This is a genomic window from Flavobacterium sp. 270, from assembly GCF_004368785.1.
Taxonomy (GTDB): Bacteria; Bacteroidota; Bacteroidia; order Flavobacteriales; family Flavobacteriaceae; genus Flavobacterium.
In genome coordinates this window covers 67,265-83,813 of record NZ_SODM01000003.1, presented here as the reverse complement: position 1 = coordinate 83,813, position 16,549 = coordinate 67,265, and the positions used below count along the sequence as shown (strand labels likewise).

Genomic DNA, 16,549 nt, shown 5'->3' with positions numbered 1-16,549 from the left:
TGAAATTATTTTTTAGCTTCTTTATTTTCTTCAGACTTAGCTCCCATTCTGTTTACAGTATACATTGGAGCAAATTTGATTTTTAAACCTGCAATTTTTCTATTATCTTCAGATGTAAGACCTTCTTTTTCAACTGTATTTTTACGGCTGTCAAGTGCTTCGTACATCAATTTAATTTCATCCCAGTCTTCACGAGAATAACTGTCTTTGTTATTTTCAACTGTATGTACAAATTGTTGGTAAACACTATGAATATTTTGAGCGTTTACCCATGCAAAACTCATATCATCACCAATTTTTCCTTCTCCAAATAACGCATTACGCAATTGTTGTTTAGGACTTGGTGCTGGTGGGGCAAAAACGGTGGTCATTTCATTCTTAAATTCTTCGTATTTCGTTTTACTTGTATTTATTTTTTCAGTCTCAGCAGTATTATCTTTAAGATCCGCTAATGCTAACTGAGCATTTTCTGCTCTTCTGTTATATTCAGCATCAACGTCTTTCCAATTTGCTTTTAGATCATCTGCTTTAACATTCTTAACCGAATCGACGTAGGTTACATAAGAGTCGATTGTCTTTTTTGCATTTTCCTGCTTTTCATCTTTACACGATGTAAAACCTAAAGCCACTAATGCTATTCCTGCGAAAATTTGTATGTTTTTCATAATTCTGATATTTTTAATTATTAGATATTCAAATTTACTTAATCAATCATCTAAATAAATTACATTATTATCATGTTTTTAAAATTAAAAACATTTAAAAACTGTAAAAAACACAAAATAATGATAATTATACAATACACATCAAAAAAGATATAACAGTTTTCTGTTTTAAAAACGTATTCTTTTAAATTTTTATTTTGTAGACCTTTTGTAACAAAATTCAAAACTAAACTACTTACCAATTATTGAAAAGTGTTTCGTACTTTTAAATCCAAAATTGTAAAAAGCAAATGGCAGAACCATTAATTAAAATAACAGACATAAAACGAGATTTTGTTCTGGGCAACGAGATTGTATATGTTTTAAAAGGAATTGATTTAAAAATAGAAAAAGGCGAATATGTTGCTTTAATGGGACCGTCTGGATCTGGAAAATCTACTTTAATGAATCTGCTTGGCTGTCTCGACACTCCTACTTCTGGACGTTATGTTTTAAACGGAAAAGATGTCAGCCAAATGCGTGATGATGAATTGGCCGAAATTAGAAATAAAGAAATTGGTTTCGTTTTTCAGACATTTAATCTTTTGCCAAGAACAACAGCTTTAGATAATGTGGCTTTACCTATGATTTATGCCGGACATTCTAAATCTGAACGAGTGGCACGTGCAACAGAAGTTTTGAAACAGGTAAATCTATCCGATAGGATGGACCATCAGCCCAATCAGCTTTCTGGAGGACAACGTCAGCGTGTTGCCATTGCCCGCGCTTTGGTCAATAAACCTTCTATTATTCTCGCCGATGAACCTACAGGAAACTTAGACAGTAAAACTTCTGTAGAAATCATGAAACTTTTCGGAGACATTCATGCACAAGGAAACACTGTTATTCTAGTAACTCACGAAGAAGATATTGCTGCTTATGCACACCGTATAATCCGTCTACGTGACGGTTTGATCGAAAGCGATACAACGAAGTGATTGTAGAGATTTAGATTATTTATTTTGCTTTAAAACATTAATTAAAAATGAAAAAAATCAGTTGCTTTTTTATTTTATTTTTTACCATTTCATTTAACGCTCAAAATAAAACGTTTTACAGATTAATTCAATATGCAGAAAAAACACCAGAATCCCAAACCAAAAACATTCCTGCATTAAGCAAGTATCTTGCAAAAGGAGCAAAAACAAAAAAAGAACTTGTACAATTAATATATTATTGGATAGCATTAAATATTGAATATGATACTGAGGCATTTCAAAACAATACTATAAACGATGTCACTGCAGAAACAACTTTTTTAAATAAAAAATCTGTTTGCTCAGGTTACTCTATTTTATTTAAAGAGATCTGCGATAATTTAAGAATAAAATGTGAAGTCATAAATGGTTATTCAAAAGGGTACAAATACAACGGAGAATATTTAGATAAGACAAATCATGCATGGAACGCTGTTAAAATCTATGACAAGTGGGAATTTATAGATGCAACCTGGGGCGCAGGAGAATGTTTTGAGAATTCAAATGGAAAATTAATCTTTGAAAAACAATTATGCTTACGTTACTTGTTAGACAATCCTGAAGATTTTATTTTAGAACATTTACCAGAAAATTCGGAATGGCAGCTTTTAGAAAAGCCAATTACTATGGATTATTTTTTTAGTGCAGAAATGGAACTAAAAAGGATAGATCGAAATGGAATAATTATTAATTAAAATCTAAAAAACTTAATCCCTTTGCAACTTAGAACTTTAGCACCTCAAAAAAAATGAAAGTATATACAAAAACAGGAGACAAAGGAACAACAGCTCTTTTTGGCGGTACCCGAGTTCCTAAAGATCATATTAGAATCGACAGTTATGGAACTGTTGATGAACTTAACTCTTATATAGGCCTTATTCGCGATCAGGAAATTAATTATCATTATAAAGCTGTTTTAATAGAAATTCAAGACCGATTATTTACCGTTGGCGCCATTTTGGCAACTCCACAAGAAAAAGAAGTTCTAAAAAATGGAAAACTTCGGTTAAAAAATCTTGGAATTATTGATTCTGATATCGAATTATTAGAAAATGAAATTGACACAATGGAAGATAGCCTTCCGCAAATGACTCATTTTGTTTTACCAGGAGGACATCAAACTGTGTCATATTGTCACATTGCGCGCTGTGTTTGCCGTCGCGCCGAACGATTGGCAGTACATTTAAGTCATAATGAACATGTTCCCGAAATCGCAATTCAGTATTTAAACCGACTTTCTGACTACCTTTTTGTCTTGGCACGGAAGTTGTCGTCTGACCTAAAAGCGGAGGAAGTAAAATGGATTCCGAGGAAATAAATTTTCTTTAAATTCCAATTTTTTGAAATCCAAAATTCTAACAAAAACAAAACCCTTTTTGGGATTTTGAAATTATAAAATTTGAAATTTTACAGTCCATTTTTGGAATTTGGAATTTGATTTTTGGAATTTAACAAGAGACGTTCTTAAATTTTATTAAAATAAATCAAAATTTACTTGTCTTTTTCAGTAAAAAATTTATTTTTGCACAAACTAAACAGATAACAGATGTATTGGACATTAGAATTAGCATCTTATTTAAGTGATGCGCCATGGCCTGCTAACAAAGACGAACTTATAGACTACGCTATTAGAGCTGGTGCTCCATTAGAAGTAGTAGAAAACCTTCAGTCTATCGAAGATGAAGGCGAGATATATGAATCAATGGAAGAAATTTGGCCTGATTATCCAACGGACGAAGATTATCTTTGGAATGAGGATGAATATTAAAAAATAAACCAAAGAAAAAGTCTCTCGTTAAGGAGACTTTTTTTTTGGTTCAAAATACACATTTACATAAAATAGAAATACGATAGATCATGAGTTTCATAAACAGTATTATTAAAGTCTTTGTAGGTGACAAGTCACAGAAAGATGTCAAAGCTTTACAACCTTACTTAAACAAAATTAAAACATTCGAAACCAGCTTAATGGGTTTGTCTCACGACGAACTAAGAGCTAGAACCGTATTTTTTAAAGAGAGAATAAAAGAAGCAAGAGCAGACAAAGATGCTAAAATTGCTTCGCTTAAAGCGGAAGTTGAAAACATCGAAGACATTGACAAAAGAGAAGATCTTTATGATGCTATTGATGCTCTTGAAAAAGAAGCGTATGAAATCTCAGAGAAAACTTTATTAGAAATTCTTCCAGAAGCTTTTTCTGTTGTTAAAGAAACGGCTCGTCGTTTTAAAGACAATTCTCATATTGAAGTTACTGCAACTCCAAAAGACCGTGAATTTTCTGCAACAAAACCTTATATCACTATTGATGGTGATAAATCTGTTTGGGCAAACAAATGGAATGCTGCAGGTAAAGAAATTACCTGGGACATGATTCATTATGATGTTCAGTTAATTGGTGGAATGGTTTTGCATGAAGGTAAAGTTGCCGAAATGCAAACAGGTGAAGGTAAAACTTTGGTTGCAACATTACCACTTTATTTAAATGCTTTAACTGGAAACGGAGTACACTTAGTAACGGTGAATGATTACTTGGCAAAACGTGATAGTACGTGGAAAGCACCTTTATTCGAATTCCACGGTTTAAGTGTTGATTGTATTGATAATCACCAGCCAAGTACAGAACAAAGAAAAAAAGCATACGACGCAGATATCACTTACGGAACTAATAACGAATTTGGTTTTGACTACTTAAGAGATAATATGGCTCATTCTCCTGCAGATTTAGTGCAGAGAAAACACAATTATGCTATTGTCGATGAGGTCGATTCTGTATTAATTGATGATGCAAGAACACCGCTTATTATTTCAGGACCAGTTCCTCAGGGAGATCGTCATGAATTTAATGAATTGAAACCAAAAATCGAAAACCTAGTTGCACAACAACGTCAGTTAGCGAATGGTTTCTTAGCAGAAGCTAAAAAATTAATCAAAGAAGGAAATACTAAAGAAGGAGGATTCTTATTATTAAGAGCTTACAGAAGTTTACCTAAAAATAAAGCATTAATTAAATTTTTGAGTGAAGAAGGAATCAAACAATTGCTTCAAAAAACTGAAAACCAATACATGCAGGATAACAATCGCGAAATGCATAAAGTGGATGAAGCTTTGTATTTTGTAATTGAAGAAAAAAACAATCAGGTAGAATTGACAGATAACGGTATTCAATACCTTTCTGGAGATACAGATTCTGACTTTTTCGTACTTCCGGATATCGGAACTGAAATAGCTGCTATCGAAAGACAAAAATTAGATAAAGACGCTGAAGCAGAAGCCAGAGAAAGATTATTCCAGGATTTTGGGGTAAAAAGCGAGCGTATTCATACTTTAACACAACTTTTAAAAGCTTATGCTTTATTCGAAAAAGATGTAGAATACGTGATCATGGACAACAAAATTATGATTGTCGATGAGCAAACAGGTCGTATCATGGATGGTCGTCGTTATTCTGACGGTTTACACCAAGCGATTGAAGCTAAAGAAAATGTAAAAATCGAAGCTGCTACACAAACATTTGCAACTGTAACATTACAGAATTATTTCAGAATGTACAGCAAATTGGGTGGTATGACAGGTACAGCAGTTACAGAAGCTGGAGAGTTATGGCAGATTTACAAATTAGATGTTGTTGAAATCCCTACCAACAAAGGAATTGCAAGACATGACAAAGAAGATTATATCTACAAAACTACACGTGAGAAATTCAACGCTGTAATCGAAGATGTTACACAATTATCTAATGCAGGAAGACCTGTATTGATTGGAACAACTTCTGTAGAGATTTCAGAATTATTAAGCCGTATGTTGAAAATGAGAGGCGTTACTCATAACGTTTTGAATGCTAAAATGCACAAACAAGAGGCACAAATTGTAGAAGAAGCTGGTAAAGCCGGAGTTGTAACTATTGCAACAAACATGGCTGGTCGTGGTACCGATATTAAATTAACTCCAGAAGTAAAAGCTGCCGGAGGTTTAGCAATCGTGGGTACAGAGCGTCATGATTCTCGTCGTGTAGACAGACAGTTACGTGGTCGTGCAGGACGTCAGGGAGATCCGGGAAGTTCTCAATTCTACGTTTCGCTGGAAGATAACTTAATGCGTTTATTTGGTTCTGAAAGAGTTGCCAAAGTAATGGATAGAATGGGATTACAGGAAGGTGAAGTAATTCAGCATTCTATGATGACTAAATCTATCGAACGTGCGCAGAAAAAAGTAGAAGAAAACAACTTTGGTGTTCGTAAACGTTTACTAGAATATGATGACGTTATGAACTCTCAACGTGAAGTAGTTTACAAACGTCGTCGTCATGCTTTATTTGGTGAGCGTTTAAAACTGGATATCGCAAACATGCTTTATGATACTTGCGAATTAATCGTAAGCCAAAATAAAGGAATAAATGATTTTAAAAATTTCGAATTTGATTTAATTCGTTATTTCGGAATAACTTCTCCAATTTCAGAAGCTGATTTTGTAAAATTATCAGATATTGAAATTACAGGAAAAGTATACAAAGAAACTTTAGCTTTCTACACTGAAAAAACAGAAAGAAGCGCAAGAGAAGCTTTCCCAATTATCAAAGGAGTTTTTGAAGAACCAAACAATCATTTCGAAAGAATTGTAGTTCCGTTTACAGATGGAATCAAAACTCTGAATGTTGTTACAGACTTGAAAAAAGCTTACGATAGTGAAGGTTCTCAATTAATTGCTGATTTCGAGAAAAACATCACCCTATCTATTGTTGATGAAGCTTGGAAAAAACATTTACGTAAAATGGACGAATTGAAACAATCAGTTCAATTAGCCGTTCACGAACAAAAAGATCCATTGCTTATCTACAAATTAGAAGCTTTTAACTTGTTTAGAGCAATGTTGGATAATGTAAATAAAGAAGTTATTTCATTCTTGTTCAAAGGTGATTTACCAGCTCAAAACGTTCCGGAAATTCACGAAGCAAGAGAAGTTCGTCAAAAAGAAAACTTCAAATTGAGCAAAGACGAAATTGTAAACAGCGAAGACATCAACCGCGAAGCTGGACAAACACAAGAACGTCAGGTTACAGAAACCATTGTGAGAGATATGCCAAAAATCAATCGTAATGACAATGTTACTATTCAGGAAGTTGCTTCAGGTAAAACTGAAACTATGAAATTCAAAAAAGCAGAAATTCTTTTAGCTTCAGGAGCTTGGGTTATTGTTAAAGAATAATTTATTACAAAATTAAAATCAGACAGGTTTTAAGAATCCGTCTGATTTTCTATCATAGATATCCGTAATTACTCAGTAGTTACGGATATTTTTTTTGAAAATGATAAAAATCATTCTGCGGATAAACAATAATAATGTATTTTTGCGATCGTAAACAACGAATCATTCTTCTTGAAACGATTATTTATCATATTTCTTTCCTGCATGCTATTAGTTCCCTCTTTTGGCAGTTTCTTTGTTTATACCTCTTTCAAACTCAATCAGGAAGAAATTTCAAAAACGATCTGTGTACAACGTAAAATGGTTTTTAATACGTGTAACGGTCGATGTGAACTTCAAAAAAGTTTAAAAAAATACACTGATAACGAGAAAAGAATGCAAAACAATCTGAAAGACAAAGCAGAAGTTGTTTACATTCAGGCTTCATTTCTTAATAATTTCAAGTTAGTAACTCCAATCGAATCAAAAACTGTGCTTTTTGCTTCTTACGACGGAAAACCAATTTCGGTTTCCAATGCTACTTTTCACCCTCCATCCTATTTTATATAAATTTTAGTTCCGTTTTTCAATACAATTGAAAAGCTTTTTCTTGGCTTTAAGCCAAAGAATACTGGTTACTTTTTAAAATTTATATAATTTAAAATGAAAAATATATACTTTACCCTATTGATAATAGGGCAATGTGTTTTTGCACAAAATAAAGTGGAGCAAGACACAACCAAATCTCAAGAACTAGAAAATGTTTTTGTTACAGCCAATCGTACCGCAACTTTAAGAAAAGAAACTCCTGTTGCAATTAGCAAATTGACAGCTAAAACGATCAACGAAGCTAAAGCAACAGCAGTTTACGAAATCATAAATAAAACACCAGGCGTATTAATGGTTAATTTAGGAAACGAACAGCATATGATGTCTATTCGTCAGCCAATGACTACAAATGCCTATTATTTATATCTGGAAGACGGATTACCAATTCGCCCAATGGGAATTTTCAACCATAATGCTTTATTAGAAATCAATCAATTTAATCTTCAAAGTATTGAAGTTGTAAAGGGGCCAGTTTCTTCTTTATATGGTCCAGAAGCTGTTGGCGGTACAATTAATTTAATTTCGCTTAAACCACCTGTAGATCCGGAATTTAAATTTGGAGTTCAGGCAGACAATTACGGCTACAGAAGATTTCAGGCTGCCGGTGGCGCAACAATCGGAAAAGTTGGTTTTCATATCGCCGGAATTTCAAGTTTACAGGAAAACGGCTGGATGACCTATTCTGATTATAACAAAGACAACTTGAATGCCAGAATAGATTATAATATTTCGCCTTCTACCCGATTAATCAGTAATACCATGTACGGAAAATATTATTCTGACATGAGCGGAAGCGTAAACGAAGAGGCTTTTAACAACAGAACTTATAAAAGCACTACTGATTTTACGTATAGAAAATCAGACGCTTTAAGAACTCGACTGACTTTAGAACACGATTGGAATGATAAATCAAGCAGTTATATTACCGGTTATTTGCGTGATAATAAATTAGGGCAAAATCCGTCTTACGGAATTAAATGGAGCCCAACTGTAAACCCAACAAAAGCGACGGGCGAAATAAATTCAAACAACTTTAAAAGTTACGGAGCAATCGGGCAGCACACGCAAAAGTTTGATTTCTTAAATACAAAAATTGTTGCAGGCGCTTTATACGATTATTCTCCTGTAACTTATTGGTCGTATGTAATTGATTTAAAAGCCAATCTAAATCCGGGTGAAGCGGGAAAACAAACCGTAGATTCTTATGAAATTGTTGCCGAACATCCAGATGCAAAATTAGCAGATTATACTGCTGATATTTTTAATACCGCCGGATATGCACAAATCAGTTTTAATCCAATCGAAAAATTAGTTGTTACCGTTGGCGGTCGTTACGACAATATGAAAGTGAATTATGATAATGCGCTTGATCTTTCTTCAGGAAGCAAAGTCTATGACAAAGCTACTTATAAAGTTGGTGTAAACTATAATCCGGTGCAATTTGCAGGTTTTTATGGCAATTATTCACAAGGCTTTTCTCCTCCGGGAATTACTTCGATTTTTAGAACTAAACCTGGAACTGGCGGCACAACTGGCGTTCCAGCTGATTTTTATTATAATCTGGATCCTGCAACTTTCGACAATTATGAAGTTGGCGGATGGTTTTCTTTGTTGGAAAATAAATTAAATTTTGATTATGCTTTTTATTATATGGAAGGCACGAATGAATTATTAAGTATAAAGCTTCCAGATAATTCAACCGATTATCGTTCTGCTGGAGAAACTCGCCATAAAGGAATTGAGTTTGGCGCTTCTTACAAACCTTCTAAACAATTCAATATTCGTTTTGGCGGTACTTATGCACAGCATACTTATATTGATTTTAAACTTTCAGACAAACCATCAGATCCTGTTCAGGATTTAAACGGAAAAGAAATGCCGGCTGCACCAAAATGGTCTGGAAATTCTGAAGTAACTTATTATCCAAACTGGCTTCCGAATTTAAGAACTTCTGCTGAATGGCAGTTGGTTGGCAGTTATTACCAAGATCAAATTAACAGCGTAAAATATAGCGGTTACAATTTGTTTAATGCAAGAATTGGTTATCAATGGAGAAAAATTGAAATCTACGGAAACGTAATGAATCTTACTGATAAATTGTATGCTTATAATGTTTCGAGAGCCAATACAGCAGGTTCTCAGCCCACTTATACTGCGGCGGCACCAAGAACTTTTGTATTCGGAATTCAATATAATTTTTCATTAAAAAAGTAATATAAAATTTAGCCACAGATTTAAAGGATTAAAATGATTTTTTAAAATTTTACTTCATTATTTAATCTGTGTTAACCTTTTAAATCTGTGGCTAAAAAAATTAATAAACATTAGAAGCTAATCCCGCTGTCTGCCATATCTCTTTCAGTCTCATTTTATAACGAGATAAAAAAAAGAACAACGGCTCCTTCGGAGCTTAAAAACCGAACTATGAGTAAAGAAACAAATAGAAAAACTTCTAAAAAGAAAGATTCTAAATTCATCAAAAAAATCAAACAGCACATGTACAAGTGGCATCGTGTTATTGGATTAATTACTGTAATTCCTGTTATTTTCTGGACATTATCTGGTTTAATGCATCCGTTTATGGCGCATTTTTTTAAACCCGAAATTGCACATGATAAAATAGAACAGCAAATTATTGACAAAAGTCAGCTGCATCTTTCTATTCAGGAAGTACTAAAGCAAAACTTCATCAACGATTTCAAAAATTTCCGAATCGTATCTTTCAACAATATCACTTATTATCAGGTAAAAATGATTCCGGGAGATTTATTGTATTTTGATGCTTCGAATGGTAAAAAATTAGAAAACGGAGATCAAAAATACGCCGAATGGCTTTCGCGTTATTTTCTTGACGATCAAAAAAGTGCCGTAAAAAAGAGCGAAATTGTTACTGAATTTACTTCGCAATACAAATATGTCAACCGTTATTTACCGGTTTACAAAGTAAGTTTTGACCGTGATGACGCAATGCAGGTTTATGTAGAAACCTCATCAAGCAAACTGGCAACTTACAACCCAACTTCAAGACAGTTTTTTATCTGGTTTTTTGATACTTTTCATAATTGGTCGTTTATTGATACCATAACCAACAACAGTATCCGAATTATTACAATGATTTTCTTATTGTCTATTATCGGATTCTCTGCTTTAAGCGGGATTTTAATTTATGGTTTATTGTGGAAACAATTCAAAAAAACGGATAGTGTACAACCCAAAAAAGGACTAAGAAAATACCATCGCCAAATCGGAATTTGGGTTTCTCTTTTTACTTTAACTTTCGCATTTAGCGGCGCATATCACGCTACCACAAAATGGGCGCCGTACACTTTGTCGCAAATGGTTTACGAACCTACTTTTTCTACTAAAGAAATTGTTGTTTCGAATACTGCTCTAAATTTAGATTGGAATCGTTTTCAAAATATGAGTATTATTACGCTAAACGATACTACTTTTTACCGCTGTCAATTGGTTGAAAAAGAAACTAAAAAATTCAAGAAACCAAAAGGAGATTCTAAATGGAATAAAAAAGAAGATTCAAAATCTGAAGTCGTTTATATCAATGCTTCAACAAATAAAATTGTTCCTAATCTAGATCTGGAATATGCCGAATTTCTAGCTTATTATTTTACAGATGGCGCACCAAAACTGGCGTGTTGTGAGATCGACATGAGTTCTCATGAAGAAGAACCAGAGGTTAATTTGGAAAACGTAAAATTGTTAGAATCAAAAGTTTTAACCGATTTTGAAAGCAGAGAATATGGTTTTGTCAATAAAAGGCTTCCTGTAATAAAATTGGCTTACGATACTCCGGAAAAAACAACTTACTTTATAGAAACTGCTACGTCAAGATTGGCTGCAGTAATTAAAAATTCAGATAAAGTTGAAGGATATTCATTTGCCATTCTGCATAAATTTTTATTTATGGATTGGGCAGGAAAAAACATTCGGGATCTTGCGACGGTTTTGGCCGCGTTGAGCATTTTGATTGTTAGTATTTTAGGGTTTATTCTTTTTTTGAAAAAGTAGCCTAAGGTTCTAAGATGCTAAGGTACTAAGTTGTTAAGATTTTTCTCAGAACATTAGTATCTTAGCTGCTTAGAAGCTAAAAAATGTAACTTGAAAAAATATCTCAAGCTTTCCTTGCCTTTGTTACTGATAATCAGTTTCAGCTATTTTTTTATATTGATGATCAGGATTACTTGTCAATATATTCCATTTAAAAATGATGCCGCTTTTCTACAAATCAAGCAAACAGAAGTTTTAAACATTCCGCTTTACATTCTCTTCTTTTATATTCATGTTTATTCGGCCATTTTTGTTTTGTTTGCCGGATTTACTCAATTTAGTTCCCGTTTATTACAAAAACAACCTGTCATACATAGAAACATTGGTAAACTGTATGTTTTTATAGTGCTGTTTTTAAGTGCGCCTTCTGGTTTCTTTATTGGAGTTTTTGCAAATGGCGGTTTTTATTCAAAAATATCATTTGTTACACTTTCATTACTTTGGTTTTATTTTACGCTGAAAGGTTTTTTAACCATCAGAAACAAAAATATCCAGTTGCATAAAAAATTTATGCTGCGAAGTTTTGCTTTAACATTTTCTGCTATTACACTGCGTTTTTGGAAGGTTATTCTTGTATATTTGTTTCACCCTTCACCTATGGATCTGTATCAGATTATAGCTTGGCTGGGTTGGATTCCAAATTTATTAATCATTGAATTTTACATCTATCAACAATCAAAAAAATGAAAAAACTACTTTGTTTATTGCTCGCTTTTTCCCTGTTTTCCTGTAAGGATGAAAAAAAAGATTCTAAAAAACCAACCGCTCAAATTGAGGAAATAAGAACAGATTTGTACGGTTCGTGGGTTGGCGAATTTGAAATTCAAGAACGCGATACAACACGAGAAGAAAAAGAAGGAATAAATAAAATCAATCTATTAATTAAAAGAATTACGCCTAAAGAAGTGATTGGCCAAAGTATTGTTGCCGGAAATAACAGACCCTTAAAAGGCGAAATGATAAAAACGGGAAATACACTCCAATTTACTCTTAAAGAACCAGGCGACGACAAAAATGACGGTGTTTTTACATTCGAAATAAAAAATGATACTCTTTTAGTTGGTACATGGACCGCGTACAATTCAAAAAAAGAAGTTACAAAAAGGAAATACAAACTGACAAAAAAGCAGTTTAAATATGATCCTGCAGTGATGCTTCCGGAAGCAGATATGTATGTTGATTTTCAAAATCCTAAAGAAGAAAAACAAGAAAATACAGAAGTTGAAAATGACACTATCTCAGAAGAGGATTACGGAGGTGATAGTATGACTTTATACAGACAAGCGTCAGAAAGCGTATATCAAATAAATTCATCAACTGAAAAACTGACTGAAAAACAACTAAAAAATCTTAAAAAACTAGATCTTCAAATTTTGCGAAATACCATTTTTGCAAGACACGGTCTTACTTTTAAAACAAAAACAGTTCGCCAGTTTTTTGATTATGTTGATTGGTATATTCCGATTTCGAGCAATGTTGATAACGAATTAACTACTACTGAAAAACAAAACATCGCAATTTTAAAACGTTTTGAAAAATACGCTACAGATAATTACGATACTTTTGGAAGATAAATATAAAAGGTTCTAAGCTTCTAAGCTTCTAAGTTACTAAGTTTTTGAGATATTAAGAGAAAAACTTAGAAGCTTAGAAGCTTAGAAGTTTATTTCAAGAATTTTCTTCAAAATATCTTGCTTCAATTCTCTTAATATCTTTGATCGAGCTTTTTGCCCAAAGGAGACGTTTCTCTAGAATTTCATCTTCCGACAATTTCCAGTTGATATCTGAATTTCGCAAACGATTTGTAATGTTTTGAATGATGATTGCAGCAGAAACAGAAATGTTTAAACTTTCTGTAAAACCTACCATTGGTATTTTTAGAAAGCCATCGGCTTTGTCCAATATTTCCTGAGAAAGTCCGTCGCGTTCTGTTCCGAAGAATAAAGCACTTGGTTTGGTAATATCAAAATCTTCGAGAAGACAGTCATTTTCGTGCGGCGTTGTCGCAATGATTTGATATCCTTGATTTTTAAGTGTAGCAACACAATTGGTAATCGAGTCAAATTGATTGATATCTACCCATTTTTGAGCGCCCATTGCAATTTCTTTATCGATACGTTTTCCGTAACGCTGCTCAATTATATTTAACTCCTGAATTCCAAAAACCTCACAGCTGCGCATTACAGCACTTGTATTGTGCATCTGAAAAACGTCTTCTACCACAATCGTAAAATGTTTAGTACGATTGGCAAGGACTTTTAGGAATTTCTCTTTGCGGTTGTCAGTTAATATATTTTCAAGGAAAGCCAGGTAATCTAAATCAATCATTTTGGTGGTATTTGACGCAAAAATACTAAAAAAGAATCTTTAATAAAGTCCTTAATTTCTGCCTGCTAATTCACCTAAAATCTTTAAATCTAATTTTTCATATAAATCAACAACCTTAGTCACATCAATTGCCTGATCTAAATTTGTAAAAGAATCACCTGTAAAAGCACTTTTTTCATTTTTAGAATGCGTTTTTAACCGTTCATACATTAGATCAATTTCCTCTATATAATAATCGCTGTCAACAAGGTTAATAAATCTTTCCAAAATAGATTTCATTCCTTCGTTATAATTAAATATCGAAATATTTTGCTCCTTTGCATCCAATTTCAAATAAGCTTCAAAATATTTTTCCAGAACCAGCACACCATATTGGTGTACATTACTATTTTGGTTTTCTTCTTCTTTAATTCCGAAAATTGATGCAGGTAATATTCCAGATACCATATGCATTCCTTTAAGTTTAGAATGCGATTTCAGTACCTCAACCGGATTTCTGTAAAGCAGGACAAAAGGCAGATTAGGAAAAAGAATCCTTAATTCGGCTGCTTCAAATATATGCCAAGAATCTAATTTTATAATCATCTCCTTTTCTTCTGGAAATCTTTTTTGACCTAATAATGCTATTATTGCTTTTATAAGTATTCGTTTCTTTTCCAAATCAAAAGCCTGACTTCTCAAAATTTCATCGATAATTGGAGCTTCTGCAACGACTACATTTTGAGGAGAAACCGCCAAAGACTGCGCGAGCATTGTAGAACCGCAGCGCGATATATGAAATACAAATGCCTTTAAATTTGTTGAAGCCAATTGTGCCGACCAATCAATAAGATTTTCTACAGTGCTTACTACTTTAAGCATTTTTGAATTATACGGATGACTTTTGCATTTTACTATCGAATCTTCAAAAAAAGGATCTAAATATCTTTGCTCTCCTAAATAAATCCATTCAAAATATAATTCGCCATCTTTATTAATTAATTTATAAGGAATCCAATGTAAAAGAGGGTGATCGATATTTTCCATGTTTTAAATTTATCTTATGAATAAAATTATTGTTTATAGGTCGTATTAGATAGGTTGTCTAGTATAAAAGTGTAAAGTTTATTGGTGGAAATAGATTCTGATTCTGAATCAGTTTTTAAAGTTAAATCTGCTTTTAGCGGGACTTCGTAAACATCACTTATTCCCGTAAAATTTTTGATTTTATTGTGGTCGTTATCCGGCAGAAGTGCTTTTTTGTACAAACCTTTTGGATCTCTTTTTATCAAGTTATCCAAAGAACAGTCTAGAAATACTGTGCGAACAAAATCATGTTGGCTTAGTTCGTTTCTTAAATCTTCGTAAGGATTTATCACAGACATTAAAACAATAATTTCTGACTGAATAAAATCCTGACTGACATTAAAAAGGCGTCTCACATTTTCGCATCGGTCTTTTTTAGAAAATCCTAGATCTTTGCAAAGTGTTGTTCTATAAACGTCACCATCAACAATTTCAGCTTTATGTCCGTTTTTCGTCAGCAAAAGCTTTACGTTTTTTGCTAAAGTAGTTTTACCGGAACCAGACAAACCTGTAAATTGGATTAGTATCATTTAAAGTATTTTTAATATTTAACAAAGCAATACAAATCAATGCTTTAAAAACTATTTATAGTAAAAATACTAAAAAAATATACATGACAATTATACTTTTTTAAGATTATTTGGAAATATTCTGTTCTAAAATAAATTCTTTTTTGAATTCTATCAGCAAAAGTTTAGACCGAAATTAAATCTTTTTCGGTCAATTTCATTTTGGGTTTATCTAATACTTTTACAACATCTTTTAACCTAATTTGTTCTTCATTAGAAAGAAAAACAGGAATTAATAAAGTGATATCAATTTTTAGTATTCGATTAATAATTACCAAATCTTTTAAAGTAAAAGGTTTGATTCCGTTCATAAGTTCAGACATGTGACTCTTACTTTTATGGCCTAAAATTAAGGCTAAATTTTGCTGCGTTAAATCAAACTCTTTCAATTTCTTTTTGATACACTGCTTTCGATTTTCAATAAAAATCCTTTCCAATTCAGCAATTCTTTCAGATTTTTCACTCTCTTCAATCTTAAATTCATCAATTTTATCAGCATCTTTCCATTCGGCATTTTCATACTTTTCAATTAAATCCCGAAGCTTTACACGTAATTTTTTAAAATGAATATTGTCTTTTTCAAGAATTCTTAGCTTTCGATCTGCAATAAGCGCTCTTTCATAATCTAATTCATTAGAAATAAAATTACTTTCAACCATTTTTTCGATATCAAAATGTGTTTTCATTTATTCTATATAACCTTTTTTTCGCAGCCATTTTTCAATGGTCGTTTTGTTGTTTTTAAAAATAGTTTCGTATTCTTGATGAGTACCTGCCCAAACAATAGTTGCTTCTCCTTCATCATCAAATTCAAGCAATATCAATGTTCTGTGAATATTAATATTAAAAAAATAAAAACCTTCACTATGAACGCAATCTGCATCGGATCTGATCTCAATAAGTTTCTCTTTACCAGGATTGAAATTTTCTAAATCAGAAATTAATTTATCAATTGCATCACATAACTTCTTATTTCCTAAATTTTTGATTTTAACTTTTACAATTATTTTTTTACCTATAATCCTCATCTAAATATACTTTGCAAAGTAAA

The 16,549-nt window shown here is 32.6% G+C and carries 16 protein-coding genes; 10 read left to right on the top strand and 6 right to left on the bottom strand.

The genetic code is table 11. The features are described 5' to 3' along the window. Window positions 1-5: 5 nt before the first annotated feature. A complete protein-coding gene (locus EV144_RS11830) occupies window positions 6-665 on the bottom strand; it encodes a DUF6565 domain-containing protein (protein ID WP_134149061.1) in 660 nt (219 codons plus the stop codon). 290 nt (window positions 666-955) lie between these two features. Here EV144_RS11830 and EV144_RS11825 point away from each other — a divergent pair, with 290 nt between their 5' ends. The 10 genes from EV144_RS11825 (at window position 956) to EV144_RS11780 (ending at window position 13,110) form a co-directional block, all read left to right on the top strand. Further along, window positions 956-1,642 (top strand): ABC transporter ATP-binding protein, encoded by a 687-nt coding sequence (locus EV144_RS11825; protein ID WP_134149060.1) that lies wholly within the window; start codon window positions 956-958, stop codon window positions 1,640-1,642. Between the two features lie 47 nt (window positions 1,643-1,689). Then, window positions 1,690-2,376: a transglutaminase domain-containing protein gene (locus EV144_RS11820; protein ID WP_134149058.1), complete on the top strand. Its 687-nt coding sequence runs from the start codon at window positions 1,690-1,692 to the stop codon at window positions 2,374-2,376. A gap of 53 nt (window positions 2,377-2,429) precedes the next feature. Further along, a complete protein-coding gene (locus EV144_RS11815) occupies window positions 2,430-2,999 on the top strand; it encodes a cob(I)yrinic acid a,c-diamide adenosyltransferase (RefSeq protein WP_134149056.1) in 570 nt (189 codons plus the stop codon). Window positions 3,000-3,227: 228 nt separating this feature from the next. Beyond that, complete coding sequence (locus tag EV144_RS11810) at window positions 3,228-3,449, top strand: DUF2795 domain-containing protein (protein WP_007138072.1); 222 nt, start codon at window positions 3,228-3,230, stop codon at window positions 3,447-3,449. Between the two features lie 89 nt (window positions 3,450-3,538). Further along, window positions 3,539-6,883, top strand: coding sequence for a preprotein translocase subunit SecA (gene secA, locus EV144_RS11805; RefSeq protein WP_134149054.1), 3,345 nt, complete (start codon window positions 3,539-3,541; stop codon window positions 6,881-6,883). 204 nt (window positions 6,884-7,087) lie between these two features. After that, window positions 7,088-7,432 (top strand): hypothetical protein, encoded by a 345-nt coding sequence (locus EV144_RS11800; protein ID WP_134149052.1) that lies wholly within the window; start codon window positions 7,088-7,090, stop codon window positions 7,430-7,432. Window positions 7,433-7,525: 93 nt separating this feature from the next. After that, complete coding sequence (locus EV144_RS11795) at window positions 7,526-9,685, top strand: TonB-dependent receptor (RefSeq protein WP_134149050.1); 2,160 nt, start codon at window positions 7,526-7,528, stop codon at window positions 9,683-9,685. A gap of 210 nt (window positions 9,686-9,895) precedes the next feature. After that, window positions 9,896-11,497 (top strand): PepSY-associated TM helix domain-containing protein, encoded by a 1,602-nt coding sequence (locus EV144_RS11790; protein WP_134149048.1) that lies wholly within the window; start codon window positions 9,896-9,898, stop codon window positions 11,495-11,497. A 159-nt stretch (window positions 11,498-11,656) separates the two neighbouring features. Then, window positions 11,657-12,223 carry a DUF2306 domain-containing protein gene (locus EV144_RS11785; RefSeq protein ID WP_134149046.1) on the top strand — a complete coding sequence of 189 codons (567 nt, stop codon included), beginning with the start codon at window positions 11,657-11,659 and terminating at the stop codon, window positions 12,221-12,223. Next, window positions 12,220-13,110: a YARHG domain-containing protein gene (locus EV144_RS11780; RefSeq protein WP_208326849.1), complete on the top strand. Its 891-nt coding sequence runs from the start codon at window positions 12,220-12,222 to the stop codon at window positions 13,108-13,110. Before EV144_RS11785 ends, EV144_RS11780 begins: the two co-directional genes overlap by 4 nt. A 94-nt stretch (window positions 13,111-13,204) precedes the next feature. Here EV144_RS11780 and EV144_RS11775 read toward each other — a convergent pair whose 3' ends face one another. From EV144_RS11775 to EV144_RS11755, 5 genes are all read right to left on the bottom strand, one after another. Beyond that, on the bottom strand, window positions 13,205-13,864 hold the full coding sequence (locus EV144_RS11775; protein ID WP_134149043.1) for a TrmH family RNA methyltransferase: 660 nt from the start codon (window positions 13,862-13,864) through the stop codon (window positions 13,205-13,207). A 51-nt stretch (window positions 13,865-13,915) separates the two neighbouring features. Then, window positions 13,916-14,890, bottom strand: coding sequence for a sulfotransferase family protein (locus EV144_RS11770; RefSeq protein ID WP_134149042.1), 975 nt, complete (start codon window positions 14,888-14,890; stop codon window positions 13,916-13,918). A 26-nt stretch (window positions 14,891-14,916) separates the two neighbouring features. Next, window positions 14,917-15,459 (bottom strand): adenylyl-sulfate kinase, encoded by a 543-nt coding sequence (gene cysC, locus EV144_RS11765; RefSeq protein WP_134149040.1) that lies wholly within the window; start codon window positions 15,457-15,459, stop codon window positions 14,917-14,919. A gap of 164 nt (window positions 15,460-15,623) precedes the next feature. Continuing rightward, entirely contained in the window at window positions 15,624-16,184 is a 561-nt protein-coding gene (locus tag EV144_RS11760; protein WP_134149039.1) for a helix-turn-helix domain-containing protein, read from the bottom strand. Next, window positions 16,185-16,526, bottom strand: coding sequence for a type II toxin-antitoxin system HigB family toxin (locus tag EV144_RS11755; protein ID WP_134149038.1), 342 nt, complete (start codon window positions 16,524-16,526; stop codon window positions 16,185-16,187). Window positions 16,527-16,549 lie beyond the last annotated feature (23 nt).